Annotated in this window: 23 protein-coding genes; 7 read left to right on the top strand and 16 right to left on the bottom strand. The window is 43.8% G+C overall.

All coding sequences use genetic code 11. The annotated features are described in order from the left end of the window. Window positions 1–19 precede the first annotated feature (19 nt). The 4 genes from MKY63_RS23340 to MKY63_RS23325 all read right to left on the bottom strand — a co-directional run bounded on the left by MKY63_RS23340 (window position 20) and on the right by MKY63_RS23325 (window position 5,607). Window positions 20–1,396, bottom strand: a complete 1,377-nt coding sequence (locus tag MKY63_RS23340) for an ABC transporter substrate-binding protein (protein ID WP_339809895.1) — start codon at window positions 1,394–1,396, stop codon at window positions 20–22. A gap of 33 nt (window positions 1,397–1,429) precedes the next feature. Continuing rightward, window positions 1,430–2,317, bottom strand: coding sequence for a hypothetical protein (locus MKY63_RS23335; RefSeq protein WP_076201791.1), 888 nt, complete (start codon window positions 2,315–2,317; stop codon window positions 1,430–1,432). A gap of 138 nt (window positions 2,318–2,455) precedes the next feature. Beyond that, entirely contained in the window at window positions 2,456–3,310 is an 855-nt protein-coding gene (locus MKY63_RS23330) for an AraC family transcriptional regulator (RefSeq protein ID WP_076138525.1), read from the bottom strand. Window positions 3,311–3,495: 185 nt separating this feature from the next. After that, window positions 3,496–5,607 carry a glycoside hydrolase family 52 protein gene (locus MKY63_RS23325; RefSeq protein ID WP_339809891.1) on the bottom strand — a complete coding sequence of 704 codons (2,112 nt, stop codon included), beginning with the start codon at window positions 5,605–5,607 and terminating at the stop codon, window positions 3,496–3,498. Between the two features lie 173 nt (window positions 5,608–5,780). On the opposite strand from MKY63_RS23325, the gene MKY63_RS23320 reads away from it, so the two are divergent. Next, the gene (locus MKY63_RS23320) at window positions 5,781–6,695 is read left to right on the top strand and encodes a helix-turn-helix domain-containing protein (protein WP_076274957.1); all 915 of its coding nucleotides are present in this window, start codon (window positions 5,781–5,783) and stop codon (window positions 6,693–6,695) included. Between the two features lie 76 nt (window positions 6,696–6,771). Here MKY63_RS23320 and MKY63_RS23315 read toward each other — a convergent pair whose 3' ends face one another. The 5 genes from MKY63_RS23315 to MKY63_RS23295 form a co-directional block, all read right to left on the bottom strand. Then, window positions 6,772–7,608: a carbohydrate ABC transporter permease gene (locus MKY63_RS23315; RefSeq protein WP_170914270.1), complete on the bottom strand. Its 837-nt coding sequence runs from the start codon at window positions 7,606–7,608 to the stop codon at window positions 6,772–6,774. A 1-nt stretch (window position 7,609) separates the two neighbouring features. Further along, a complete protein-coding gene (locus MKY63_RS23310) occupies window positions 7,610–8,548 on the bottom strand; it encodes a sugar ABC transporter permease (RefSeq protein ID WP_076098942.1) in 939 nt (312 codons plus the stop codon). 83 nt (window positions 8,549–8,631) lie between these two features. Beyond that, window positions 8,632–9,981, bottom strand: coding sequence for an extracellular solute-binding protein (locus tag MKY63_RS23305; RefSeq protein ID WP_076190970.1), 1,350 nt, complete (start codon window positions 9,979–9,981; stop codon window positions 8,632–8,634). Between the two features lie 203 nt (window positions 9,982–10,184). Continuing rightward, on the bottom strand, window positions 10,185–11,966 hold the full coding sequence (locus MKY63_RS23300; protein ID WP_339809888.1) for a sensor histidine kinase: 1,782 nt from the start codon (window positions 11,964–11,966) through the stop codon (window positions 10,185–10,187). A 32-nt stretch (window positions 11,967–11,998) separates the two neighbouring features. After that, on the bottom strand, window positions 11,999–13,600 hold the full coding sequence (locus MKY63_RS23295; protein WP_076098939.1) for a response regulator: 1,602 nt from the start codon (window positions 13,598–13,600) through the stop codon (window positions 11,999–12,001). A 324-nt stretch (window positions 13,601–13,924) separates the two neighbouring features. Between MKY63_RS23295 and MKY63_RS23290 the strand changes: the two genes are divergently transcribed. From MKY63_RS23290 to MKY63_RS23280, 3 genes are all read left to right on the top strand, one after another. Further along, a complete protein-coding gene (locus MKY63_RS23290) occupies window positions 13,925–14,407 on the top strand; it encodes a MarR family transcriptional regulator (RefSeq protein WP_076304451.1) in 483 nt (160 codons plus the stop codon). Between the two features lie 156 nt (window positions 14,408–14,563). Continuing rightward, window positions 14,564–15,799, top strand: coding sequence for an MFS transporter (locus MKY63_RS23285; protein ID WP_339809886.1), 1,236 nt, complete (start codon window positions 14,564–14,566; stop codon window positions 15,797–15,799). Between the two features lie 61 nt (window positions 15,800–15,860). Continuing rightward, window positions 15,861–16,613, top strand: a complete 753-nt coding sequence (locus MKY63_RS23280) for a YdcF family protein (RefSeq protein WP_339809885.1) — start codon at window positions 15,861–15,863, stop codon at window positions 16,611–16,613. Here MKY63_RS23280 and ybaK read toward each other — a convergent pair. From ybaK to MKY63_RS23255, 5 genes are all read right to left on the bottom strand, one after another. Further along, the gene (gene ybaK, locus MKY63_RS23275; protein WP_111504515.1) at window positions 16,602–17,075 is read right to left on the bottom strand and encodes a Cys-tRNA(Pro) deacylase; all 474 of its coding nucleotides are present in this window, start codon (window positions 17,073–17,075) and stop codon (window positions 16,602–16,604) included. The two genes, MKY63_RS23280 and ybaK, sit on opposite strands and share 12 nt — an antisense overlap. 100 nt (window positions 17,076–17,175) lie before the next feature. Further along, the gene (locus tag MKY63_RS23270; RefSeq protein WP_036688306.1) at window positions 17,176–17,427 is read right to left on the bottom strand and encodes a YolD-like family protein; all 252 of its coding nucleotides are present in this window, start codon (window positions 17,425–17,427) and stop codon (window positions 17,176–17,178) included. Between the two features lie 85 nt (window positions 17,428–17,512). After that, window positions 17,513–18,331 carry a radical SAM protein gene (locus tag MKY63_RS23265; RefSeq protein ID WP_339809883.1) on the bottom strand — a complete coding sequence of 273 codons (819 nt, stop codon included), beginning with the start codon at window positions 18,329–18,331 and terminating at the stop codon, window positions 17,513–17,515. Beyond that, window positions 18,328–18,861 (bottom strand): methylated-DNA--[protein]-cysteine S-methyltransferase, encoded by a 534-nt coding sequence (locus tag MKY63_RS23260; RefSeq protein WP_111504519.1) that lies wholly within the window; start codon window positions 18,859–18,861, stop codon window positions 18,328–18,330. Before MKY63_RS23260 ends, MKY63_RS23265 begins: the two co-directional genes overlap by 4 nt. Then, window positions 18,851–19,471: a bifunctional transcriptional activator/DNA repair enzyme AdaA gene (locus MKY63_RS23255; protein WP_339809881.1), complete on the bottom strand. Its 621-nt coding sequence runs from the start codon at window positions 19,469–19,471 to the stop codon at window positions 18,851–18,853. Before MKY63_RS23255 ends, MKY63_RS23260 begins: the two co-directional genes overlap by 11 nt. A gap of 213 nt (window positions 19,472–19,684) precedes the next feature. Between MKY63_RS23255 and MKY63_RS23250 the strand changes: the two genes are divergently transcribed. Further along, the gene (locus MKY63_RS23250) at window positions 19,685–20,227 is read left to right on the top strand and encodes a MerR family transcriptional regulator (RefSeq protein WP_339809880.1); all 543 of its coding nucleotides are present in this window, start codon (window positions 19,685–19,687) and stop codon (window positions 20,225–20,227) included. A gap of 147 nt (window positions 20,228–20,374) precedes the next feature. Here MKY63_RS23250 and aspA read toward each other — a convergent pair whose 3' ends face one another. Then, window positions 20,375–21,805, bottom strand: a complete 1,431-nt coding sequence (gene aspA, locus MKY63_RS23245) for an aspartate ammonia-lyase (RefSeq protein ID WP_094903409.1) — start codon at window positions 21,803–21,805, stop codon at window positions 20,375–20,377. A gap of 392 nt (window positions 21,806–22,197) precedes the next feature. Further along, on the bottom strand, window positions 22,198–23,874 hold the full coding sequence (locus MKY63_RS23240; RefSeq protein WP_339809879.1) for a hypothetical protein: 1,677 nt from the start codon (window positions 23,872–23,874) through the stop codon (window positions 22,198–22,200). 229 nt (window positions 23,875–24,103) lie between these two features. Here MKY63_RS23240 and kduI point away from each other — a divergent pair, with 229 nt between their 5' ends. After that, window positions 24,104–24,937: a 5-dehydro-4-deoxy-D-glucuronate isomerase gene (gene kduI / locus MKY63_RS23235; protein ID WP_036688322.1), complete on the top strand. Its 834-nt coding sequence runs from the start codon at window positions 24,104–24,106 to the stop codon at window positions 24,935–24,937. 34 nt (window positions 24,938–24,971) lie between these two features. Continuing rightward, window positions 24,972–25,727 carry a DeoR/GlpR family DNA-binding transcription regulator gene (locus MKY63_RS23230; protein WP_036688324.1) on the top strand — a complete coding sequence of 252 codons (756 nt, stop codon included), beginning with the start codon at window positions 24,972–24,974 and terminating at the stop codon, window positions 25,725–25,727. Window positions 25,728–25,764: the final 37 nt, after the last annotated feature.

The following is a 25,764-nucleotide window of genomic DNA, read 5'->3' as shown; positions in this document are numbered from 1 at the left end:
GTAACCTATACCTTAATAATTACTTATTGAAGGGAGCTAGTGCCTGATCTGCTTCTGCTTGCGCTTTTTTGAGCGCACCCGCTGCATCAATCTCTCCTGCCAATGCCGCTTGAATCTGATTCGTTATTGCCGTCGATACTTTACCATGATTATGAGTGGATAATTCCCGGAAAGCATATTCCAGCTGATCTCTTGCAACCAATGCTTGCGGGAAATTCGCCGTATATTTCTTCATTGCATCTGTATCATAAGCGGACTTTCTTACGCCAACATAACCGGATGAGCTGCTAAAAAGGGCTGCCTGTTCCGAAGCCGTCATGTATTTGGCGAATTCCCAAGCTGCAGCTTGTTTTTCAGGAGATGTGTCCTTGAAAATATACAGATTGCCGCCACCAGTGGGTGATCCAAATTTCTTTTGTGCAGGTGGGAACGCTACACCGAATTCGAATTTCGCATTATTTTTTACGTTGGTTAAGTTGCCGCTTGTATGCATCATCATGGCTGTTTTACCTTGAATGAAATCCGTTGGAACCGTGGCCCAATCAATAACACCTTCCGGCATCGCCTTATATTTATGGGACAAATCCAACCAGAATTGCAATGCCTCCACATTCTCCGGTGTATCAAACATCGCTTTTTTGCCATCGGAGGACATTATGTTTTGCTTCGGATCAGACGCATTTTGCCGAGCAAGCATTTGAAACATCCAATACGAATCATCATTGCCCGGAATTTCCAGCCCCACGTGACCGTCTTTGTTCAGCTTCTCAGCATAAGTTACAAGCTCATCCCATGTAGTAGGTGGTTTCTCTGGATCAAGTCCTGCGGCTTTGAACATTTCTTTGTTGTAATACGTAACAATCGTGCTTCGCTGAAAGGGCAGGCTGTACGTTTTACCTTCAGACTGAGTATCCTCCACAAAGGCGGGATAAAAGTCTTCCATTTGAATGTCCTTGTCCTTCGCAATATAATCATCCAGCGGAACAATCGCATTCATATCGAGCATGCTGTATAGCTCTGTTGACATCATGACCGCGACATCCGGTGGCTGCTTAGCTTGTACACCCGCTTGGATTTTTACGGTATTATCACCGTAATTGCCTGTGTACACGGGATTAACTTTAATCTCTGGGTGCTGTTCCATGAATGCATTAGCCATCCCATCGATTACTTTAGTAAGAGGACCACCCACATTAACCGGATAATAAAATGTGATCTCCACCGGCTTAGCGGCTGGAGTCTCTGTGGATTCAGGAGTTGCTGCGATTGCTGTAGGCTGAGCGTTATTAGCATTCGCTTTGGCTTCAACTGTACTGTTATTGGCTTGACCGCAGCCCGCTACTGCCAGCATGGAAATGGATAATAACGTTAGAATGGTTTTGGATTGCTTTAGCATTTCTGTTAGCCCCTTTTTTCGCTTGGATTTGAATTAGAATGCATAATGGCGAAAGTTCACACTAATACGATTTGAGCCTACATCAAGAATATGAAGCTGTGCACCATCAGCGGTGGGCAATACAGCAATTCCTTGAGCTTCAGTACCACTAGGCAGATTGCGATCAAAGGCCACAGATACGTTTCCAGTCTCCGGATCAATCTGATAAACCGTTTGGGTAGCGTTATCCGTAGAGGCATATAGAACACCGTTGTACACTTCGGCACCTTGAATTCGATCAATGCTTTGGGAAAGTGGAACGGTTGTGATTACATGCATATCGTCGAGGCTAAGCACATTCAAGACGCTTGCATTACTCCACTGAGCTGTATAAACCTGACCGCGAGCGGCATCCACCGCTACCCATGGTACACCGCCAATATGCAAATTCAGCGGCAAAGCATAGGATGTGCCTGTATATTTCAAAGTGTTCACATCATAAAGAGCGATGTAAGGATGCTGATAGTTTTTACCGTCTTCAATAGGAGCGTATATTTTACCGTTGTAGTAGGAAATATCACCGATATGGTCTCCACCTTGGGAAGCAATCTCCAGAGGAATTGCCAATTCATTCCGTGCTTTTACGGATTTGCCATCAAGTCCAGTCCGCAAGAGTCCGTACGAGGAACTAAAGATCCAAGAATTTCCGTCTGTAGCCACCCCTTGTCCTCTTTCAAGAGCATCAAGTAACCAAAAGGTTTGCTTGGATACTTCATGCCATCCAGCAGTGATCCCTGAAGCTGAAGTTGACTCTGCACTGGATTCTACCTCGGTGTTTACTAGGTTATCCGGTCCGACAGGTGTGGCAGATGCTACTAAAGATAAAGAACTGGTCGTAAGTACCCCCGCGCAAATCAGACTGAATAATCTTTTTAATCTCATGTTTTTTCTCCTCCTAATAAGGTTGTAGTTCGGCATTTGTACGCCTTACTTCAACCTTATTATAGGAGCTGGCTCCAGCTCTCTAATTGAACAAAACACTTCATTCCTTGAATAAAACTCTCATTTACAAGATTAAAATTAATAAACCATATGATTAGGCTTGGAGGAGCTTTGATTCGCATACAGCTTTGGGGTTAGGCCGGTTTCTCGTTTGAACAGTCTAGTAAAATGTCCTTGATCGGCGAAACCCACCTGAGACGCAATTTCCTTCAACCCAATTTTCCCGGAACGAATAAGAAATTTAGAGCGTTCAATTCGCAGCCGGATTAAATAGTTATGGGGGGTATATCCTGTCTGTTGTTTAAAAATCCGAATAAAATGTGATTGGCTCATATTAGCCATAGTTGCGAGATCAGTCAGTTGAATCTCATCTTCCAACCGCTCACGCATAAATTGAATGACCTGAAATATCTCTTGGTTGGCGGGCGTTTTACTGTTTGAGTGCTGGGGGATCACAGAAGAATAGTGTTGTAACAAATGAATAATTAACATATTTGATAAAGAGTCGCTGTATATTTTCCCTTTGGCACCGCCATTCTGCAATTCCTCCAGCATCCAAAGCCCTAATTGCAGCAGCTTGGAATCCTTGACATGAAATTTGCGGTCCAATTGGATATGGCCTTCCTTCAGATAACCTGATTCACGAGCAATCTCTTCGATGACCGCTGGTGTAATTTCAATTTTCAAAAAATAGAGCGAGGTTCTGCCCCAAGGGCAAAGAAGGCTCTCATTACAAGGGGTAATATGAATGGTGTAATAGTTTTCGTAGTAGGCTGTGCAGTGAATCCCAATTAAATATTTTGACTCCGAGGACGGGGTGAAAGCTTGCTGCGGGCTATACCATTGTGAAACCTGAAGCTTATCCCAACCATAAGTATCGCTTGCAAGAACAGGCTGGGTAGCGGTAAAGGACGATTCTTCCATTTCTCTCATATTTCATCCCCCTTTTCCCCTCAATATAACAAGCCTATATACGCTCCGCGTCAATGAGCTGTAAAAGCTATATTAATTTCCTCTCAGAATCGAAAGTTTTATACGTCGAAACAGCAAAAAAGAGGGGTAGCCCCCCTCTTAGTATTTTTGCATATTCCGTTTCTACGTATTGAAACTATCTACTCTTATTTCTCATCTAACCACAAAATCGCTGTAACGCCACGCGGATAATATTTACTGCCCGTGATCTCACCGGAAATAATCTGATCGCTCCAGCTCCAAATCGACAACTCCGGATGGGTAAGCCAAGCTACGTGAGCACGATCCGCTGCCGCTCCCCGTTCCTCCCATTCCAATCCCAGAATGCTGCGGGCGATGAACTGGGAGAGATAGATTTTACTGAGCCAGCTATTATTGCTGGTTGAAGAGATTTTCCAGCCTCCGTCTTCGAATAAACACACTCCCGGCTGTAACACCGCATGCAGGTGCTTGTCGAGTGCACCAATATAGGCGGCGAACCGTCCATTACGATCAAGTGCTTCCTTGCAGCCTGTAAAGTAAGGGAACACAAGACCTTCGATAGCCGGAATGATCTTAGAGTCATTGCCTTCTCCAATGACAGCCGGAATATACCCGTCTGCTGTAACACTTGCCACCATTGTTGCGGCGCATTTTTCAGCCTGAGCACCTGCTGTTTTGGACTGTTCCGCACGCCCATGCTCTGCAAATATTTTCTCCATAGCCAAGTAAGCAGCCCAGCATTTTCCTGCCAGATAAATATTGTTACGAGCCTGACCTAAAGACACATCCAGACTGTCATACGTAGTAATTTCTGCTCCGCCCATCGTACGTGAGCTATCAAGCCCCATGACACCATTTCTTTGTTCAGGATCTGGATGATCGCGATTTACCATGCTATCCAGGCATTTCTCCATAATACTGAGATTACGTTCCATCCAGCTCCGGTCGCCTGTATGCTCTACATAAGTTGCTGCACTCAGCACCCAGTTAACCAATTGTTCATGTGTCATATGTGAGAAACAACCATCAATGCCATAGACCTCATAAGCAGAATATCCCGGACGTGAAACTACGTTGGCTACACCCATATCATGTGTGAAGCTAATTCCACCTGGATACTCTGTATCATCACCCGGGAAACGCACCGTATCTTCGTAGCTGAATCTTTCCACGAACATATCCAGTTCATTACGTACAGTCCAAGGATTCAAACGCAGCTCATAAAATAACTGATCGACGGTAAGATCGAAGGTATTCATCATCCGGTATTCGCCTTCGTTGACGATCCAAAATGGCTTATTCTTGTAGTCCAGCAATTGCGTGGAGCCATAATAACTACGAATCGCATGCGCTAACATAAAGGTTTGATCTGCGGATAGGTCATCATGAGTAAATCTATCGTTAGCTTGCTCCGCTTCTTGCTTAAGGATATCAAATCTAGCTAATGCATATGCAGCCACTGCCTCTATATTGTTGAAAAAATGATTATAATAATAGGAAGCATCAATTCCTGAGGTGACATAACCTGAACGGTGAAAACAGATAGCAAAGCGGTAAGTTTCTTTTACTCTGGCTGGAACATCCATGATCAAAGCACCGACTCGTCCCAGCCCAAAGGTCCAATTCTCCTGCAGCTCCTCCGTTAGAATATCCTCCATTGTGAAGTGCAGTGCGGACTTTGCAGTTCCTTTTTCCGCAGCAATTGCAATAAATCTTCCTTGGCCAACGCCAGTAATCTCCGATGATACATCATCCAGTCTTCTCATTCCGCTATACACATCTGTTCCCTGAAAACCAAAGAATGCACGGCGCGAGGTTGCGGATGAGGTGTTGTCCACTTCGAGTTCAACCAGCACTGCAGGCAGCAGTACATCCTTCATTTCTTCTATAGAGGCAGTTTCTGGATCGGGTACAGAACGAACGGGGGACAGAATCCGGAAGGTCAAATCACCCGCACTCCAGCTGTCTGTGGCTACATGAAAATCTCTGGAAATCTCACGCTCTTGAAAAGGGAACAGAATATTCTCCTTGTCAGGATTAGGATCCGGATTCTCGATATCATAGCGTTTGCTCTCGTCCTCTCCTCCGATCTCATGAAATGGCAGTGTGTCATATCCCTTCCCATCAGCACGTTCTAATCCTATGAATATATTTTGTCTAGGTGGTTTTCCAATCTCCAGATCGAAACCTCCACTAGCTCCTTTGAATCCTAAAGTGAAACTCGCAAATGCACCGATCGGTGAATGATGGGCATTAAAAAATTGATTATGCGACATTAATAATAACACTCCTTCCAGCATGGTCCCGGATACTACCGGGCTATATCTCCATGTTATCGATCTTTCCGGAAGTGCAACAGGGTTAAAGCCTTCTATTATTTGGGCAAATCAAACATCAACAAAAACCTATGTTATAATGAAGCCAAACTTTACAGTAAAAGAGGATTGAAATGATCTCGAATGATCCCGCTTTTCATAATTCTATTGATGGCCAGATGGCTCCAGACATTCAAGCGGCTTTCCATATCTTCGCCGCGCATTGGAGAAAAGTAAATCCGGATTGGCAATATCCCGTACACACTCATCCTATGTTTGAGATTAACGTTGTACTGCAGGGTGAGCAACATATGACGGTCGGCAATAAATCTTTTATCCAGCAAAGCGGTGATATTTTGTTCATTCGTCCTGGTGTAGAACATAGCAGTCTCGGTTCGAATGCTAGTCGTGACATGACTTATTACTGCCTGCATTTTGATATTGATGATCTGATTTTACGGCGAGCTTTACTAACAGCAGACGCTGTTAGTCTAAGTGGGAATACCCCGGAGCTGCGAGCCATTCGTTCCGCTCTAGATGTCATCATAAATTCTTCCATCCTGTCAGAGTCAAAGGACACACACAGAAATCGCCTGATTACATTGCATGCTTCGCTGCAACTTCTAACCGCGCTCAGCGGCTGGGTACTTTCGGAGATGCCCCTCCTGGCAGATACAGAAGCTACGGAAAATACCGTCGCCTTAGCTAACGCCATCGAAGGATTGCTGCAAGAATCTGTCTCCTCCGCTGCAAGCACAGGCGAAAGAGGTGGCGGTATTGAGCACATTGCGGCAAAGCTTGGATACAGTACAACTCACTGCAATCGTGTTTTCCACCAAATTTATGGCATGTCGCCAAGACAATATTTATCCCGCTTGATCATTCGTCACGCCAAACTGCTGCTAATGGATAATAGCCTATCTGTCGAATCGGTCGCCCACCGGCTGGGGTACCGGGATGTGTCCCATTTCAGCAAGCAATTCAAACGCTGGACAGGTCTCCCGCCAATGGGCTACCGCCGTTTAACCGCGAATCCAAATACGCTTTAGTGATTGTTTCGCTTACAAAAAAAGGGATGTACCCCGCAGCCCACTAAGTGGTTACAGGATATATCCCTTTTATGAATTAACCCTTCGTTGCACCAGACGCAATCCCCTTAACAAAATACTTCTGCAAGGCGATAAACACAATCAGCACAGGTACAACCGACATTGCTGTTCCTGCAAAAATCATATCCCAACGTGAGGAGAATTCTCCGATATAACGGTAAATTTCCACGACCATAGTTTTAGCCTGTCCTGAAGGCAATACCAGCATCGGCATCAGGAAATCATTCCAGATTCCAAGTCCGTTTAAGACCACCATACTGGCTGTGACGGGTCCTAGCAGCGGGAAAACAATTTTCCAGAATATCGCATAACGAGAACATCCGTCGATCTCCGCCGCTTCTTCAATTTCTCTAGGAATGCCTTTGACAAAGCTTGTATACAGCAGGCATCCAAAGCCCACCGCACCGGCTACATAAATTAGAATTGGACCGGCAAGGCTGCCGTATAACCCCAGCATTCTAAGCTCTTTAAACAGAGGAATCATATACGCCTGAAAAGGGATCATCATTCCTGCTAAAAAGTAAACGAACATGAACCGAGTCCATCTGGCATTTCTGCGTTCAATTGCGTAGCCGGCCATCGGAATAATCAAGACCTGTGCCGCAATAGAAACTGCTGTCAAAATCAGACTATTCAGAATAGCCCGTGGAAACTCTGTTTCGGTTAACAGATATTTAAAGCTGTCCAGATAAAGGGTTTTCGGAAAAGCGATTGCATCCTTCATAATCTCTGCATTACTCTTGAAGGCTGACATTAAATTAAAGAAAATAGGAAAGAAAAAGATAATAGCCACTAATAATGTAACAATGAAAAGTGCGATTTGCCCAACTCTTTTGCGTGTCTGCATCGTCATCTTAGAGCTGCACCTCCCGCTTCTGGAGAACCTTCACTTGGAAGACTGTAATGATGAGTATGATTAAGAACAAGACCATCGCCAGTGCAGTACCAAAACCTTGTCTTAATTCACCAAACCCGACTTTATAAATAATATAAGTTAATGTCTCCGTCTCAAAGCCCGGACCACCATCGGTCATGACGGCAATCTGATCAAAAATCTTCAAGGCGCTGATCATGGATAATACCATACATACAGTCATTGACCCCGCAAGCAGCGGAAAGGTAATATGCCGGAACTGTTGCCAGCCCCCTGCCCCATCAATACTGGCCGCCTCATTTAATTCCTGCGGAATGCCTTGCAATCCAGCGAGGTAAATGATCATATAATAACCCGCGCCTTTCCAAACGGTAGACAAAATAATCGACAGCATCGCATATTTAGGATTGCCCAACCAATCCACAATCCAGCTTCCGAGTCCAACAGACTCCAGGATCTGATTAAATACACCAAAGTTGTAATTCAGGATCATCGCCCAAACGAAACCCATTACGATCCCACTAAGCAACGTAGGGAAATAAAATACACTTCTGAATAAATTCCGGAACCAGCGTACCTTATCGACCATCATAGCCATTGCAATTGCTGCAATATTCTCTAGAACAACAAGTGAAATGGTCATGATCATCGTATTTTTCAGTGCGTTATGCACCCTTGGACTATTCCAAATTTCCACAAAGTTAGCGAAGCCGATATACCTTACGTTGTCGCTAATGCCATCCCATGAGGTGAAGCTTAAATAGACACTCCCTACCGTAGGGACGATAACGAACAAGGTGTACAAAATAAATGATGGCAATATGAACAGCAGAGCGTAGGACTGCCATTTTTTCTTTTTCTTTTTCTGCTGCTCAGTGCCTATCAATGACTTGTCAGCATTTACTGCGGATGTAGCCATGGCTACTCTCCCTCCCTTAAAGACCGCGCTTGTTAAAAAGAGAACCTCTGCAGCAGCAGAGGTTGCTCGATCAGGCGCTGCTCTTACATCTGATTAGCTTTCACTTGGTTGTCATACTCTGTATCCGCATCTTTCATGTACTTCGCTACATCTCCATCTTTTACCACGAGATCCTGCAACAGTTTGTAGTACCAGTTACGGAACTGTGGAGGGATTAGATTGTCTCCCCACCAGTTATTGATCGCCAAGGATTTCACTACATTAGGGTCAGCAATAAGATCCAAAGCCACCTGCATTTGTTCACTTGTGTCATAGGTTACTTTCTCTTTTGTTGAAGGAATCGCATTTATGGTTGCTAAATAGTTCGAATACTGTTCTGGGGCGAAGAAGAAACGGATAAAGTCTTTGATGGCTTCTGTTTTGTCTGCATCCTTAGCGGCTTCAGCCGATAAAGACCAGCCTGCAGGTGACGGAAGACCAATGACATTGATTTTCCCTTCACGGTCAGGAAGAGCATAGAAGCCAAATTCAAAGTTCGGGTCCGCTTCAGCGATTTGTGTAAACATCCACGTACCGGAGTACAATTGTGCTGCTTTGCCAGAAACAAGAATCGAAGCGGTCTGATTGTCGCCCGTGCTGAGCCAACCTTTATCTACATAATTCTTGAACAATTCTTTGAAGTCCGTTATGCCTTGAACTACATTAGCATCTGTGAAGCTGACCGTTTTAGCGGTACGTTTGGAATTCCAATCTGCATCTTTCGAGTAGACCTCATCAATCAGGAATTTGTTAACCCAGAAACCCATATGGAAAATATCTTTTCCGCCTACTACAATCGGAGTAATGCCCGATGTTTTCAATTTTTCTTGGATGGCGATGAATTCGTCATAGGTTTTTGGAAGCTCGGTGATCCCTGCATCCGCATATGCTTTTTTGCTGTAGATAATCCCTTGGGGAGCGTTCACTTGCAGCGGTGCGTTCCACACCTTACCATCCACTTGTGGTGGGGCTTCGAACAAATCTAGCAGATCGGAAGGCAGCTCTACAATCTTACCCGCATCGGCAAAAACTTCTGTATCACGCATTTCCACCAGGTCCGGGAATTCACCCACAGCATCCTTTGTTTTAAGCCAATCAAGATAGGCAGCGGATGAAGTTTCGCTCAAATCTTTAATAGTGACATTCGGATTAGCTGCTGTAAACTTTTTGACCGTATCTGAGATTGCTTTTTTGGTGGCCGGATCTCCGGAGGCGTAACCTATCGTAAAGCTAACCTCTTTTTTGGTCTCTTGCGGTGTATTTGAAGGCGTCTCGGATGCTGGCGTATTAGTTGCCTTACTTCCTGCATTATTATTATTTCCACCGCAAGCAGTCAAAACTGTTGTTGTGGCGAGTAACAATACGGATAGTTTCATCATTGTTTTTTTGTACATATCATAATAGCCTCCCCTTTTAGTGAACCGTGGAAACTGAAGCAAGATGTGCGCATCATCTCTCGAAAGCGTTTCCGTTGCTAATAGAATAGCATTCCTTATAAATAGTTAGAATGAACTTTTTTAAGCGGGATATGCGGTGAATTTAAGAAGTAAGTAAAAAAAGAACGAAAGACCGCAGTCTTCCGTTCATCGTCCATCCTTTACGCATTCTCCGAATCCGAGATTTTATACGGATCCTCTACAATCGGAAGCAACAATAGAATCGATGTCCCAATATGCTCCCGGCTGCTGATGGATAATCCGTATTCTGCACCGTACACTGTACGAATTCGTTCATGTACATTTTTTAGTCCAACATTTTTGCTAGGCGAACTAGGCTCTTCCAAGGTTTCAGTCAACTGCTGTACCTTTTCCTTGCTCATACCGATTCCATCATCATAGATCGTAACCAACAACATTTCATCTTTCTTTTCGATCGTCAATCCAACTGTCCCTCTGCCTTGACTGCGCAAGCCATGCTGGATAGCATTTTCAACTATCGGCTGAAGTGACAATTTCAGAATGTACCAGTTCAGATCCACTTCGGGTGAGAGATCGACTACAAGCTCAAATTTATTCTCATACCGCACAGAGATAATATAGAAATAATCCCGTAGATGCTCCAGCTCCTGTCGTATGCTTACCCTATCCTCTCCATAGTCGATTACATATTTCAACTGGTTAGAAAGCGATAAAATCATATCCGCGACCTCATCATTATCTTTATCCACCGCATTCATTCGAATGACTTCCAGAGTATTGTATAAATAATGCGGACGAATCTGGCTTTTCAGAGCATTTAACTCCGTTTGTTTCTGCTTGATCTGGGCAACGTAAGCTTCATCGATATAGGCTTGTAAACGCTCGACCATTCGGTTAAAACCATGGCTAAGTCTACCCATTTCATCATTGCTGTTCACGACCATCTGGGTATCCAAATTACCGGATTCTACGATAGCCATTTGCTTAATTAAGTTCCGAATCGGAGCAGCCAGCCGCCTTGAGAACCAGACGCCCATGATGATCATTGCAATCGCACAAATAAACATCGCTATAAACACCGTCGTACGGGCTGAAAAAAGCTGATCGAATAAATTCGCCCGATGAATTCTGGCAGTCACCGTGCCTTTAAGAAAAGGAATCTCTTCACTGAGAACGATCATCTCCTCGTCCTTTTTAGCCCGAAAAGATTCTCCATTCGCTGACCTTGTCTCATTCGTGAAATATACATTTCCGTCGTCATCCAGCAGAAATAATTCATCCTGTCCCCCCAGATTTAATTCTCTGAAGAACTGATTAAATAACGAAACATCCACGTCCATAAACAAGGTCCCTACTATCTTGGGATCTTTGGTGACACGCCCAGAAATATCAATTAAAGTACGGCCGATGGTGAACACACTGCGCTTTGAACCTGTATAATATTCTTCGGAATGAGTAGGGAAAATTGCCACTTGTGAAGGATTTGGAGCCATTTTAGTTAACCACTCTTGATAAGGCAGCAAATCAAAATTGACCCCTCTGTTTTCTTTTTCCTGATAGTAGAGCTTATCGTCTGACTCCCTATGAAAATAAACACTGGTGATGTAGGAATCACTGTAGAGAACTGTTTTTAGAAAGGTTTCAATAGGAATCGTATTAATCTGCTCCAGCTCATTTACATTATAGGTTTGATTCTGCGAATAACTCTCGATAAAACCTTCATATCGTCCCGTATACATCAGCTTAGAGACCTCATTGTACTGATTAAAGGCAGAATTCAGGTTATAGCTCATGTATAGCACCATTTGCTGCAAATTGCTTGTTGTGTAACGCTCGACATATCCGGAAAACGTCTGCACAGAAATGTAGCTAAGTGCAAAAAGCGGAATTAGGCCGACTAATAAAAAGGAAGCGGAGAATTTAACAAATATACTTTTGGATCTTCGGCCCCAGATAAACATGAATGAAGGCATCCCCTTTGCTATCCATCTGACTATTGGCTTTTGAAGGATTGCTTATATTCTTGTGGCAGCTTGCCATATTTCTTCTTAAACATATCGCTAAAATGCCGGGCATTGTTGTAGCCTACACTATCGGCAATCTCATAAACCATCATATCGCTTTGCAGCAATAAACGAAGGGCATGATTCATCCTCACCTCAGTGACATAATTCTTAAAGTTCTGTCCGGTATGTTTTTTGAAAAAGCTGCTGAAATAATAGGAATTCATAAACATCATCCCTGCCATAGATTCCAGTGTAATATTTTCTGGATAATGCTCCTCAATATAAGCCTTCACCTGGGAAAGCTGCTTCAGCTCCTTATTGCCCATGCGACTGGCAATTTGCCCAGACATTTTGCTCAAAAGCACACGGAAATCTTCCTCCACCTCTTGAAAGGTAGAATAATTAGCCAATCGTTCAAGAATCGGATTTGTATCCTGAAGTGAGGGCCCTGCCTCCACACCAAATTGAATAAGCTCCTGTTCAAGCTGCAAAAATGTATTGTATACGGTAGAAACGGCTTGGTTTCTATTTCCGTCTGCCATCTGCCGGATCGTCTGAAATAATCGCAGGCACTCCTGCTCAATTTGTTCTTTATGTTGTGATTTCATGGCAATCCCAAGGGCGGACTGGATTTCATGCAGCGGAGTTTGAATCAATGATTCACTCTCATACCTGCTCTCTTTAACAGAAATCACACGATTAGGCCCTGTAAAATATTTATAATTTAGCGCTTTCAAAGCTTGACGATAAGATTCATCAGCATCATCCATACCGTCAACAGGATTGCCTACTCCAAGGGTCACCTTTAATTTCAGAAAACTTGTGATTTTGTCATGGAGATCTAAGGCAATTCCCGCTGGTTCCTCAGCATGCTCATGCTGGAGCAGGATACAAAAACGTTCCCCTTTACGGAACATATAACTATTATCGCTTTGCTCCACGGTTTCTTTAATAATGTTAGACAGTGCAAAATCAATCAGCTTACGTTCGCGTTCTTCCCATCTGGAAGGCTGCCCCGACGATTCGTCCGTCTCTACCAAACAAATACTGACGTAGCGACTTAGCGCAATAATCCCCATATCAAGCAAGGTGTCTGCTGTCCCCTTATTGCCGTCCGTCAGCTTGTCGAGCAATTCTTCGATCGTTAATCTGCGGTTTCTCTGTTCATAATGGTTCAGCTTCTCTTTGTTGCGCTCGCCTTCTGTTTCTTGACGAATAAGGGAAACGGCTTTGCTCACAACCTGTTCCAGCTGGTTTTTGTTCACGGGCTTCACCAAATAATCCAGCGCACCATATTGCAGTGCTTGACGGGCATACGTAAACTCTTGATAAGCGCTTATAAAAATAACCTTCACCGCTCTGCCAGCTTCATGAATTTCACGGATGATATCAATCCCTGTATATCCTGGCATGCTTATATCACTAATAATCAGATCAGGATCACAATCCTCGATCTGTTGTTTCAGCTCTATTCCATCACTGGCCTCTCCAACAATGGTGAGTCCAAGCTTCTCCCATGAAATCAGTTTTTTTAGGCCTCGCAAAATCACCGGTTCATCATCGGCGAGCAGCACCCGGATACTCTTCATTATGCAGTCCTCCTACCTTCGAGAAATCATCCCACAGCTGTCCAATCATCTTAATCTTATGATAACAGACAAACAATCTTTGGTGCAGCTTCAAGCGGATGAACTTTCTTAAGAAGAAACCGCAGTTTCTTAAGATTATTTTATCTAAGCTTAAAAAGGTGGCGGGCGTAACTGCCGGGAATGTTTGGACTTCCGCCGTTACTGCTCACCTGTTATTTTTATCTAAAGTTCAATAAAACAAACTATCCTCTACTTTAATATTGTTGAAATAGAAACAAAAAATCAATATAATTTGTTAATGTAAGAGCGCTGGGAGGACAGGCCATGAACAAAGAAGATCAGGTCATGATGGGTTTCAGGGACGTATATAACAAGATGGTTTGGCTTAATAAGGATAAGATGGAAGACAGTCTTAAGGGTTATAAACCTTCTGAAGTACATTGCATCGAATACATTGAAAAAAATGCAGATTCCAACGTCACAAAACTTGCAGAGTCCTTTTATATGACTCGCGGTGCCATAAGTAAATTAACTAAGAAGCTCATCCAAAAGGGCCTCATCGAAAGCTACCAAAAATCGGATAACAAAAAAGAAATCTATTTTAAGCTTACTGAGCAAGGAAAAGTAATTTATAAAATCCATGAGGACCTGCACAAAGAGTTCCAAGAGCGGGATAAAGCCGTATTTGAGCAGGTAACTGAGGAGCAATTTGACAGTATGCTTAGCTTCGTAGAAAAGTATAGTAGGCATTTGGATGCAGAAATAAAGAAACAGGGTATAGATTTTAATCCGAATAAATTCGAATAATGAAAATGAAACTCCATGCAGCCGGGCTCTTATGAGAAAGGCTGCATTTTTATGTTCATTATTTTGTTGACACGGAAACAAAACCGTGATAAAAATGGTGATGTTTCAAATTTGTTTCCAAGGAATCAAAACATCAACTTTTGAGGAGAGAATTTAATGTTCAAATTCAGATCACATAATAAACAGAACACAGATCAAACCGTAGATAAACACGCTCTAATCTTTGGTTTGATCTCTGTGTTTCTTTGCGGAATAGGCTTCAGTATCATCATGCCCGTTGTCCCATTTTTAGTGCAGCCTTATATAAGCAATCCGGGAGAACAGGCTATAGTTGTCACGCTGCTAACCTCTGTTTATGCAGTCTGCGTATTTTTTGCAGCCCCTGCACTTGGAGCTTTGAGTGACAAATATGGGCGTCGTCCATTACTTTTGGTATGCCTTTTGGGTTCCGCAATTGGATACTTAGTTTTTGGGATAGGAGGAGCGTTATGGGTTCTCTTTGTTGGACGCATAATAGAAGGTATAACCGGCGGAAGCATAGGTACTATCTTCGCCTATTTTGCTGACATCATTCCTCCAGAACAGAGAACCAAATACTTTGGCTGGGTGAGTGCGGTTGTAGGTGTAGGCACCGTCATTGGTCCAACGCTTGGCGGTTTACTTGCCAAGTTTGGTTATTCTGTACCTATGTATTTTGGAGCAATAATAACCTTATTAAATGTTGTTTACGGATTCTTTTTTATGCCTGAGAGCCTTGACAAGAACAATAGACTGAAAGAGATTACCTTGGTAAGACTGAATCCATTTACACAGCTTGCAAGCTTATTGTCCATAAAAAACTTAAAAAGACTACTGGTCTCAGCATTCTTACTCTGGATACCCAACGGATCTTTACAGGCTGTTTTTTCACAATTCACAATGGATACTTTCAGCTGGAAGCCTGCACTAATCGGACTGATGTTTTCAATTATGGGCTTCCAAGACATCATTTCACAGGGTTTCATCATGCCTAAGCTTTTGCTGAAACTTAGTGATAAACAGATCGCAATTCTTGGAATGGTTTCGGAGATAATAGGCTACAGTCTTATTGCACTATCTGCTTTGTTCTCATACTATCCGCTTTTTATCGCTGGAATGTTTATATTTGGTTTTGGGGATTCGATCTTTGGGCCTTCATTCAATGGGATGCTTTCCAAGTCTGTCGATTCTAGTGAACAAGGGAGGATTCAAGGAGGTAGCCAATCTATTCAGGCTTTAGCAAGAATGATTGGGCCTGTCATTGGAGGTCAAATATATGTATCACTTGGCCATGCTGCACCCGCTTTTATGGGGATGATCCTGATAGCTGCGGCAATATCCGTTTTGTATAAGGATACGCATGTAAATATGTAATCTTGCAATCTCATGTTACAATACAACCTGAACTTATATTTTTAGAAGGCGGTTGATACTGTTGATTTACATCATCAAATTTGTATACAGCTTTGTGCTTCCTCCCGGCCTGTTTATCGTGCTTCTGCTAGGTTTAGTCATTTGGTTGTGGAAAAAAAACCGCCGGCCAGCACTAGTTCTACTCGGGGTTACACTATTAATGTATTTCTCCATGACACCCTTAGTCAGCGATGCGCTTATCGGCAGTCTAGAACGGAAATATCCGCAGCCGGATACTTTGCAAGGAGATGTCATCGTCGTACTCGGCGGGGGCGCCAGCTCTGGCACACCGGATATAGATGGCGAGGGCAATTTATACGGATCAGCAGCAAATCGCCTGCTTACTGCTGTTCGCCTCCATCGGCAGACAGGTCTGCCAATCTTATTTTCTGGCGGACAAGTATTCTCCGACAGTGGTAATGAAGCGGATATCGCGCAAAGACAACTACTGGGTCTCGGCATACCCGAAGAGGACATCCTGATCGAAAATCAATCCCTCAACACGGAGCAAAACGCTGTAAATACCGCTGCCATCCTGCAACAAACCGGACTTAAAAAACCTATATTAGTTACTTCAGGTTTTCATATGTCCCGTGCGATGTTGGACTTTAAGAATGCGGGGCTAACAGCGCAAGCCTATCCTACGGATTATATCGCCAGCGCTGATATTGCACTGCAGCCCGCCAAGTTCAGTCCCTCCCCAGGAGCGATCTCCACAACAGGGTTAGCATTGAAGGAATATTTAGGCCAGCTTGCTGCTCGGCTATTTGATTAGTTCTGTAAACTTCGCATGCACAACCTCAGCGAGTAACTCTGGGGCTACGTCCATTTGCTGGCCAATCTTCCCAGCGCTGACAGCCATCGTGTTCAGCCCTTCTGCACTGCTGTCAATGAACGTGGGGTACAGCTTTTTCATTCCAACAGGTGAACAACCCCCGCGGATATACCCTGTCCATTTCTGCAGATCCTTCACTGGCAGCATCTCAATTTTTTTCTCTCCGGCGGCTTTGGCCGCCTTTTTGAGATCCAGCTCTTCGGCAACTGGGATAACAAATACATAAAGATTTGCACCGCTATGAGCGACCAACGTTTTAAAAACCGTCTCTGCCGCCTTTCCAATCTTCTCAGCCACAGCCGTGCCATGGATTAGTCCATCTTCATTGTCATAAGCGAACACTTCATAGCCAACTTTTTTGGCATCCAGCATTCGCATCGCGTTGGTTTTGGTTACTTGCATTGTTGACCTACCTTTCTATATCCTCTATTCCTTACCTTTATGATCAAAGAGGCCCCAAAGCTATGATAGCTTTCAGGACCTCCTGTTGCTGCCGTGCCCATTAATCTCTGGGATAATTAACCTGCATGATATCCATAAAAGGAACTTTTATGATTTCTTCATGGTTACTAAGGTGTACTTTCCCGGTTCGCGAATCCATTTCCACGATCATGCCGCGTACCTCTTCTTCTTTTCCCCATACAGTCAATAAAATCTCAGAACCTTCTTGCTTAGCTTCAACTAACTGATTACCTAACTCCTCAAGCACAAATTCATCTCTTGTGGGCCGCTTGGCCACCTTTGCTTTTGCCACACTAATCCTCCAATAAGCTATTACGGATATTAAGTATATTAAATACTAAGTATGAATGCTCTCATTTATTATACCATGTTTCAGATTAAGGCTCGAACCCCTTCTGGCTCAAGAATAGCTCCTCTTCGGAAAAAACTTGCTGAAGTCCTTCATAAACTCTGCGATAGGCTGCAGGATCATACCAATCTTCCAGTTGCAGCTCTTCATATAGGGAATAAATCCCTAATCTCCGTGTGCGTTTACCGCCGCTGCCGTCGCCCATAAAATAGTCATCCACACAGACTCTATCCACCAAAGCCCTTAAGGTCGCTGGAAAAGTTGGACTGCTTGGCAGTACTGGCGCTATAGTAGCTTGAACAGGGATGCCAGCTTCACGTAGAAACTGTAACGTCTTCAGTCTTGCAGCAATGGGTGGAGCGCTTGGTGTGAATTTTTGGCGAATATCTTCACGGTCTGTTTCTACAGTTATACTTACACGAACCTTATCCTCTAAACGTAATAATAAATCTATATCTCTGCGAACCAGCGGACTACGCGTCTGCACGAATAGGAAATCGGGCGGATCTTGAACCATAACCTCCAGTAAAGATCTCGTCACCTTTTCCTTGTGCTCTACCGGTTGATAGGGATCTGTGCTTGACGACATAAAAATAGAGACGGGACCTTTCGCCTTCGCTTTGTGCAGTTCTTTTTGTAAAATTGTAGCCGCTTCTTGTTTAACATCTACCCAAGTCCCCCATTCCTCTTTGCGGAACAGCGAGACAGGCATCTGGCGCACATAACAATAGGAACAGCCATAAGTGCAGCCCGTATATGGATTTAAGGAATGACTGTAGCCTGACAGATAACCTGTTCCTTTATTCAGCAAGGTTTTTGGGGAGGTGTAATTGGACTCTATTTTCATATATCTGCTGTATACACTCCTCTCTCCAACTGAAGTAGCTTGGTCTTCATATCCAAACCCCCCCGGTATCCTGTTAATGTCCCATTCTTACCAATAACCCGGTGGCAGGGCACCGTAATCAGAATCGGATTCGCACCAATGGCAGTTCCTACCGCTCGCACCGCAGCTGGTTTTTGAATATGTGTAGCAATATCTGAATAGGACCAGGTTTGCCCATATGGAATTTCACATAACGCCTTCCATACCGCAAGCTGAAAAGGAGTACCCTGATAATCAAAAGGAATGCCGAAGCTCTGCCGGTTCCCTTGCAAATATTCACCAAGCTCCTTTACATAAGGCGCCATCTTTTCATCGTCCTGCACCAGTTCACTCCCCGGAAAACGACGTCTAACCCATTCGCTTAATTCCTCAAAGGGTTGCTGCTGCGAACCCACATAACTTAAACCCTTCTCTGTGGCTGCAATATAAAAACTCCAGTCCTTATCGGTTAATAATGTCCAGTATAGAATAGCATTTGTTTTATTCTCCATGATTCGGTCCCTCCAAAATAAAATCAGAAGCCAACGTTACTTTCTGTTTGTTAAGCTGACGAAACTGTGTGGGCGTATACCCCGTTTTTCTCTTATATAAAGTAATAAAATATGATGTATTGGGCAGACCCACGCGTAATGCAATCTCAGCAACTGCCTGCTCTGTAGTAAGCAAATACTCAGATGCCTTAGCGATTCTCTTTTGCTGTATATAATCCACAGGAGTGATACCTGTTACTTTTTTAAAGGTTCGATGTAAATGATAAGGACTGCCATGACATACCTCAGCTAACGTTTCAAGGGAGAGGGGGGCCATATAATTATGATCAATGTATTCAGTCATCACAGCTACCCATTCCTTATTAGGAAGACGCTCACCTGTCGGTTTACATCTTTTGCAAGGACGAAATCCGGCAGCCAGCGCTTGTTCAGCATTCTGAAAAACACACGCATTCTCCCGTTTGGGTGCTTTGGATTTGCAGGAGGGTCGACAAAAAATCCCTGTAGTCTTCACCGCATAAAAAAATATGTCGTTATAAGCAACATCGTTTTGCAAAATAGCCTGCCATTGCTCCTCAGTCATGTGTTCCTCATCTTCAATCTTGTTCATCGCCTTCACCTCTAATGCAATTATACCCCTGAGCAGGCTCATCTGTACTCAATTTGGAATGGAAAAGCAAGATAGTGAAATCCAAAAGGGTGAGATTGCTCGTAATTACACTTTGTTTAGCGAATACGCACTACCTTTGTCAACCGTGCAGGGAGCCGCTGCTGGACAACGAATATTACTCATAACATGACTACGTGAACTGGAGGAATCGAAATGGATATTTTAAAAACAAAAGATGCCGCAGAGCTGCTGTCAGTTAGTCTAACCACAATTAAACGTTGGGCTGCCATGTTCCCTGATTTTTTTCCAAAAGACCGATTTGGCCATTATGTGTTCTCAGAGCAGCAAATCGACCTGCTCAATCATATTAAAGACCGTATTAATCACGGAGAAGCCTTGGAATGTATACAACTTACACTCACGAATGAGCAGCAAATTTCCACATCACAACAGAAAAATCAACTACAGCACACAGATGCTGAGCCTATGAAGGATATCTTGTCTCGCATCAACAATGTTGAACGTGCACTCGATCAAAAAGCCGACGAAGTAGTATTGATACAACTGCTCCAGCAGCGTGAGGAGCTTGAGGATCTACGAATAATGATCAAGCAAATAGCGGCAACAATAGAACCGTTGCAAGTGTCTAACGGCAAACCGCTTACCTCTTATGAAAATCCCCAGTCCACTACCACTACCAGACTAACGGCTCCGCCAAGAAAACGCGGCCTGTTACGTTCTTTATTTTTCTTCTAAGCCTGAAATGTAAAAAAAGAACCTACTTCAGACAATCCCGAAGTAGATTCATATAAGTAAAAACATATTTAGGATCTCCCCCTGTCACCCTAAACGGTGGCGGGGGTTTGCTTTTTCCTAACAATAAGCTCGATCCTCCGGAACATTCTACTCTTTATGCAATAAAGCTGCTCCTGCAATCCCCGGATGTGTCATTTCGTAAGGATCCAGAATCAGATTAAGCTCTTCTTCGGTTAGCACATTATATTTAATGCACAATTCCCGTACAGATTCCCCAGTCAAAATCGCCTCTCTAGCGATCCGCGATACCACTTCATACCCCAGATGCGGGTTCACAGCCGTAATGATTCCGACACTCCGCTCCACATCCCGCTCAAGCTTTTCCTTATTGGCTTCAATCCCAGCCAGACAGAAGTCTGTGAAGACTTGGAAGGAATTGTTCATGATGCTGATGGACTGAATGAGATTGAACACAAGCACTGGCTCCATAACATTCAGCTCCAGTTGACCCGCTTGGGAAGCCAGACAGATCGTATGATCGTTCCCTATGACTTGAAAAGCCACCTGATTAATGACCTCTGCCATAACCGGATTAACCTTGCCCGGCATAATTGAAGATCCAGGCTGGCGTGCAGGCAATGAAATCTCATTAAACCCAGTCCGCGGACCGGAGGCCATCAACCGCAGATCATTAGCGATCTTGGACATGTTCATCATGCATACTTTTAGGGCAGCAGACACTTCTGTATAGGCGTCCGTATTTTGGGTGGCATCGACGAGATGATCTGCCGTTACGAGCGGCAATTCACTGATCTCAGCTAAGTGCTCTACAACCAATTCAATATAACGAGGATCAGCATTTAATCCTGTACCTACTGCTGTTGCCCCCATATTGACTTCATACAGATGATGGCGTGTATGTTCAATACGTTTGATATCTCTTTCAAGCACTCTGCGATAAGCCTCGAATTCTTGACCCAGACGAATCGGCACTGCATCTTGAAGATGTGTCCGGCCCATTTTTATCACAGGATCGAATTCATCCGCTTTTACCGCAAACACATCATGCATTCTGTGCATCGTTACAAGCAACTGCTCCAGCAGTGAAAGTGTGGCAATATGAATTGCCGTCGGAAACGCATCATTTGTAGACTGCGCCATATTCACATGTGAATTGGGACTTAAGTGACGATAGTCTCCCTTTTCATGGCCAAGCAGTTCTAAGGCACGGTTAGCAATAACCTCATTCGCATTCATATTTAACGAGGTACCCGCACCACCCTGAATAGGATCTACAATAAATTGCTCATGCCACTGACCCTCTATGATTTCTTCTGCTGCTTTCACTACAACTTCTCCAAGCCCTCGATAGAGACGGCCAACTTCCATATTTGCAAGCGCAGCGGCTTTTTTTACAATCCCCATCGCTTTGATTAACTCTTTGTGAACCCGATAGCCCGTAATAGGAAAGTTCTCGACTGCGCGTAGTGTCTGAATCCCATAATAAGCGTTCTTATCTACCTGTTTACTGCCTAGAAAGTCATTTTCTACACGAAATTCAGTTTCAATCACTGTTATATCCCTCGCATTCATTATGATTAGGTTTATTAGAAAATAAGTAAGCGCAATCATTTCTATCTCACTTAGATATTAACCTTTATTGTGACAAATGTCTCTCAGAAAAATAGGGTTTAATGTAATTAATTACTATTTAGTAACCTAACACCGCTATTCTAAAGGGAAATGTGCTTAGGGAGGATTGAATTACCAAATCGTTAGGTCTAGTTTATCCAGATAAATCGTCGCTCACCCCAATTATAAGTATTTTGGACAAAATCACGTTTACGGATACTTAGGTATCTATTGCGGGCTGTGCAATGGGGCATCACATCCTTTCGTGTAGCTCCTTATTAAAGAAGCCGGCCAAAAAGGCCGACTCGGATTACTATTTATCACAGTAATTGTGTTTTTTATACTGAATAATGATCTAATGAGATCTGAATTCCATTAAGCTGAGCTTGCGGCAACTCTGACTCCCTACTAATACTCAAAACCAAGCTTTCGCCATCCATGTTGATATAATTCGCTGCTAATACCTCTCCCACTTCGAAATTCCTTTCTTTATGAGCCATAGCTGCGGCAAAAGCCTCTAAACCAATAATACCACATTCGGCAGCTTTCTTAATGCCCAATGCTTCAACGATCACACCGCCCGGCATCCCTGTGACTGATACTTCTATGAATCTGGACCGTTCCTGCAGCTGATAGGGGTGAGATAAATAAATAACAACATACGTCTCACCAACCTGCCCGTACAATGTGTTAGGCTCTTGTTTCCATTCCCCTTGGGGAAGTACACCGATGATCGTATTCTTTTCACCCTGGGGGATTGGGAATAGAGAAATGATGACATTCTTGTGATAGAGAACCTCCATATAACGGCTTTGATGGCGGGGATCTCCCTCATTGTAGCCTTGTCCCGGGTGGAAGAAATACAGCTGATTTGCGCCTCCCTCTCCACTCACAGGTAACGAAAAAGCCCAGCGAAGCTGCTCATTATCGAATTCCTCAACCCGCTCCCACATCCCGCCTGCTGCAAACTCTTCTGTAATATAAGCATAGGAATGAAGCAAAGGCTGCGGCTGTGGATCCGTTGGGACAACCTTCTGAGTAATCTTCCTTACTTCCACTGGTGACTGGTGATTCATGGCTGCGGCTAATATTTCATCGGATGCTTGATAGAATAATAAACCGGCATACTCCGTGCGCGGCATCATCTCAGGCAGCTGGAAATCTCCAAACTGAACATAATCATGAAGCACATTAGCATCGCCGGGAACATCATGCGGCCAGCCTCTAGAATGCGCACCAACCCAAGCGCCACGCAGATAGAATTCAGCTCGTACATTCCATAAATGGTCAAGCATTTCTTTAAGGCTTGTAGTAAGCTCCGTATCCTCAGGCGGGACAAGTTCCAACGCACAGGTGAATGCCTGCACCCAATGCCAAAACCACGGAAGACTGCCGTATTCCGGCATCCCTTTAGTACGAATATAAGCCAGCGTATCCTTCAGACTCTGCCGGCCATCCTCAAGCAATATTTCATCCGCAAACATGGTGCCAAAAATCAGCTTAGCAGCTGTATATTTAGCTTCATGATGTCCAAAAGTAACCACCGGCTTACGGTAGAAATCACTGCGATAAATATGTCCAAACGCTGTATTCAGAACTATGCGAAGTTGAGCATTTAATGCTCCTCCGTATCTTTTGCAAAAATACGCTAGCAGGGTGCCCATAAGCTCCACTGGTAACTCATGCGGTGAAGCATCTCGTGGAACCGGATTCAAACCGAGCGGCCAATGACCGTATAGCTCCGTGCCGGGCTGCCGGTTCTGAAGCATTAAGATCTCCAGCAGCACATCCTGTGCTTTCTGTTTCGCTTGCTCACGATCAAAAGGCAGCTCAAAAGAATCATCAACAGCCGCTGCAAAAAGATACGAAGCATAATAAAAGTTATTTCGCACATCATCATGGAACCAGAGTCCACTTTCCAATAAAGGGCGTTTCTCCGCTTCCAGTGCTATATTAAAAATAATTTCTTGCTTACGTTCCTTATAAGTACTCTGGATATTTTTCAACCCCGGCATTACTTTTCAACCTCCATCATTTCAGTTTTATATTATCTTCCGGCATTCATGAAAATCGAGCATAATAGCTCTATTGTGCACACTTTCCGTTCATTTTGCAATTGGAAAAACCAATAAATAAACTTAAATAAACGAAATAAAAAAGATTAGTACTTGTAAAATGAACTTAAATGGACTAAAGTGTACCTATACGAACGATAATATGTACACAAAGGAGATTGAACATTCAATGGAAAGACGTTTCGCATCCCATCCTAATGAAGTAAAACAATTTGACACTGAGCGCCTCCGTAAGGAATTCCACATTCCCGTTATTTTTGCTCCTGATGAGCTAAAGCTTGTCCTAACCCATGAAGATCGTATGATCGTTGGTGGAGCTAATCCTGTAAAAGAAGAGGTTGCGCTTACTACTGACCTTAAAGAACTTGGGGTTACTTATTTCTTGGAACGCCGTGAACTGGGCATCATCAATGTCGGTGGTAAAGGCTCCGTGGTTGTAGATGGCACAGAATATGAAGTAGATTTCAAAGAATGTCTTTATGTAGGTCAAGGTTCTAAAGATGTAGTCTTCAAAAGTGCAGACGCTTCCAAACCTGCTAAATTCTATTTGAATTCTGCTCCTGCCCATCAGTCCTACCCTACTACCAAAACCACACTGGCCGATTCTGAATCCGGTGCAATGGGTGGTCTGGAGAACTCTAACGAGCGGACAATCCACCGCTTCATTCACACAAATGGTGTGCAAAGTGCCCAACTGGTTATGGGTATGACCCAACTGAAACCAGGCAGCATGTGGAACACAATGCCAGCACATACCCATCCACGCCGGATGGAAGCCTATTTCTATTTTGATCTTCCGGACGATTCCGTTGTGTTCCACCTGATGGGAGAACCTGACGAAACCCGCCATATCGTAATGCATAACGAACAAGCAGTTATTTCTCCAAGCTGGTCCATCCACAGTGGTGTCGGCACTCATAACTATACTTTTATCTGGAGTATGGCTGGCGATAATAAAAGATATGATGATATGGACCCCGTATCCATGAAAGAATTACAATAGAGATAAATCAACTACGGAAAGATGAGGCAGGCGGATGAACCCGATACGACGACACGAGATGATTATGGAAGTTATGCTGAACCAAAAAGATGTAACGGTGAATGAACTGAGCGATAAGCTTCAGGTTACTGGAAAAACAATACGCGAGGATTTAAGCAGGCTGGAGGAACAAGGGCTGATCGTACGTGTACATGGCGGAGCTGTGCTGGCACAAAGCGACCAGTTTGGTATTTTGCCCTCCAAAGACCCGCTGGATAAATACTCTGACGAAAAGACGGAGATTGCCTTGCGTGCGCTTGCTCATATTGAACCGGACGATATTATCGCTCTTGACGGCGGTAGCACTACGCTTGAAATTGCTCGGCGTCTGGACAATATGCCACTAACGGTAGTCACCAATGATGTATACATCATCAGCGAACTGGTTCCCAAAGATAACATCCGTCTGGTCGTTCCCGGTGGTTATCGTGTCCGTAATATGTTGGCTGGTCCTGAAGCCGTCTCCTATGTACAAAAGCTTAATATTCAAAAAGCATTCCTTTCATCGACTGCTATTCATATAGAGCATGGACTCTCCATTTATACCGGAGATTTAATTGAGTTCAAGCAAGCTCTTGTATCTACAGCCCGTAAGGTATTCGCGGTTGTAGATCATCATAAATTCGGCCATACTGCACTGCGTACCTTCGCTTCCCTACAAGAAGTTGACGTGATCCTGACGGACAATGGGCTCTCCCCCGAAACGGCAGAACAGTTCCGCAGTGCAGGCGTTACAATTGAATGCGGGTAAACCCGGAATAACAATCCATTTACAATAAAGGGGCGTA

It is taken from the genome of Paenibacillus sp. FSL R7-0189, from assembly GCF_037969925.1.
Taxonomy (GTDB): Bacteria; Bacillota; Bacilli; order Paenibacillales; family Paenibacillaceae; genus Paenibacillus_AQ; species Paenibacillus_AQ odorifer.
This window is presented reverse-complemented; position numbering and strand designations above follow the sequence as displayed.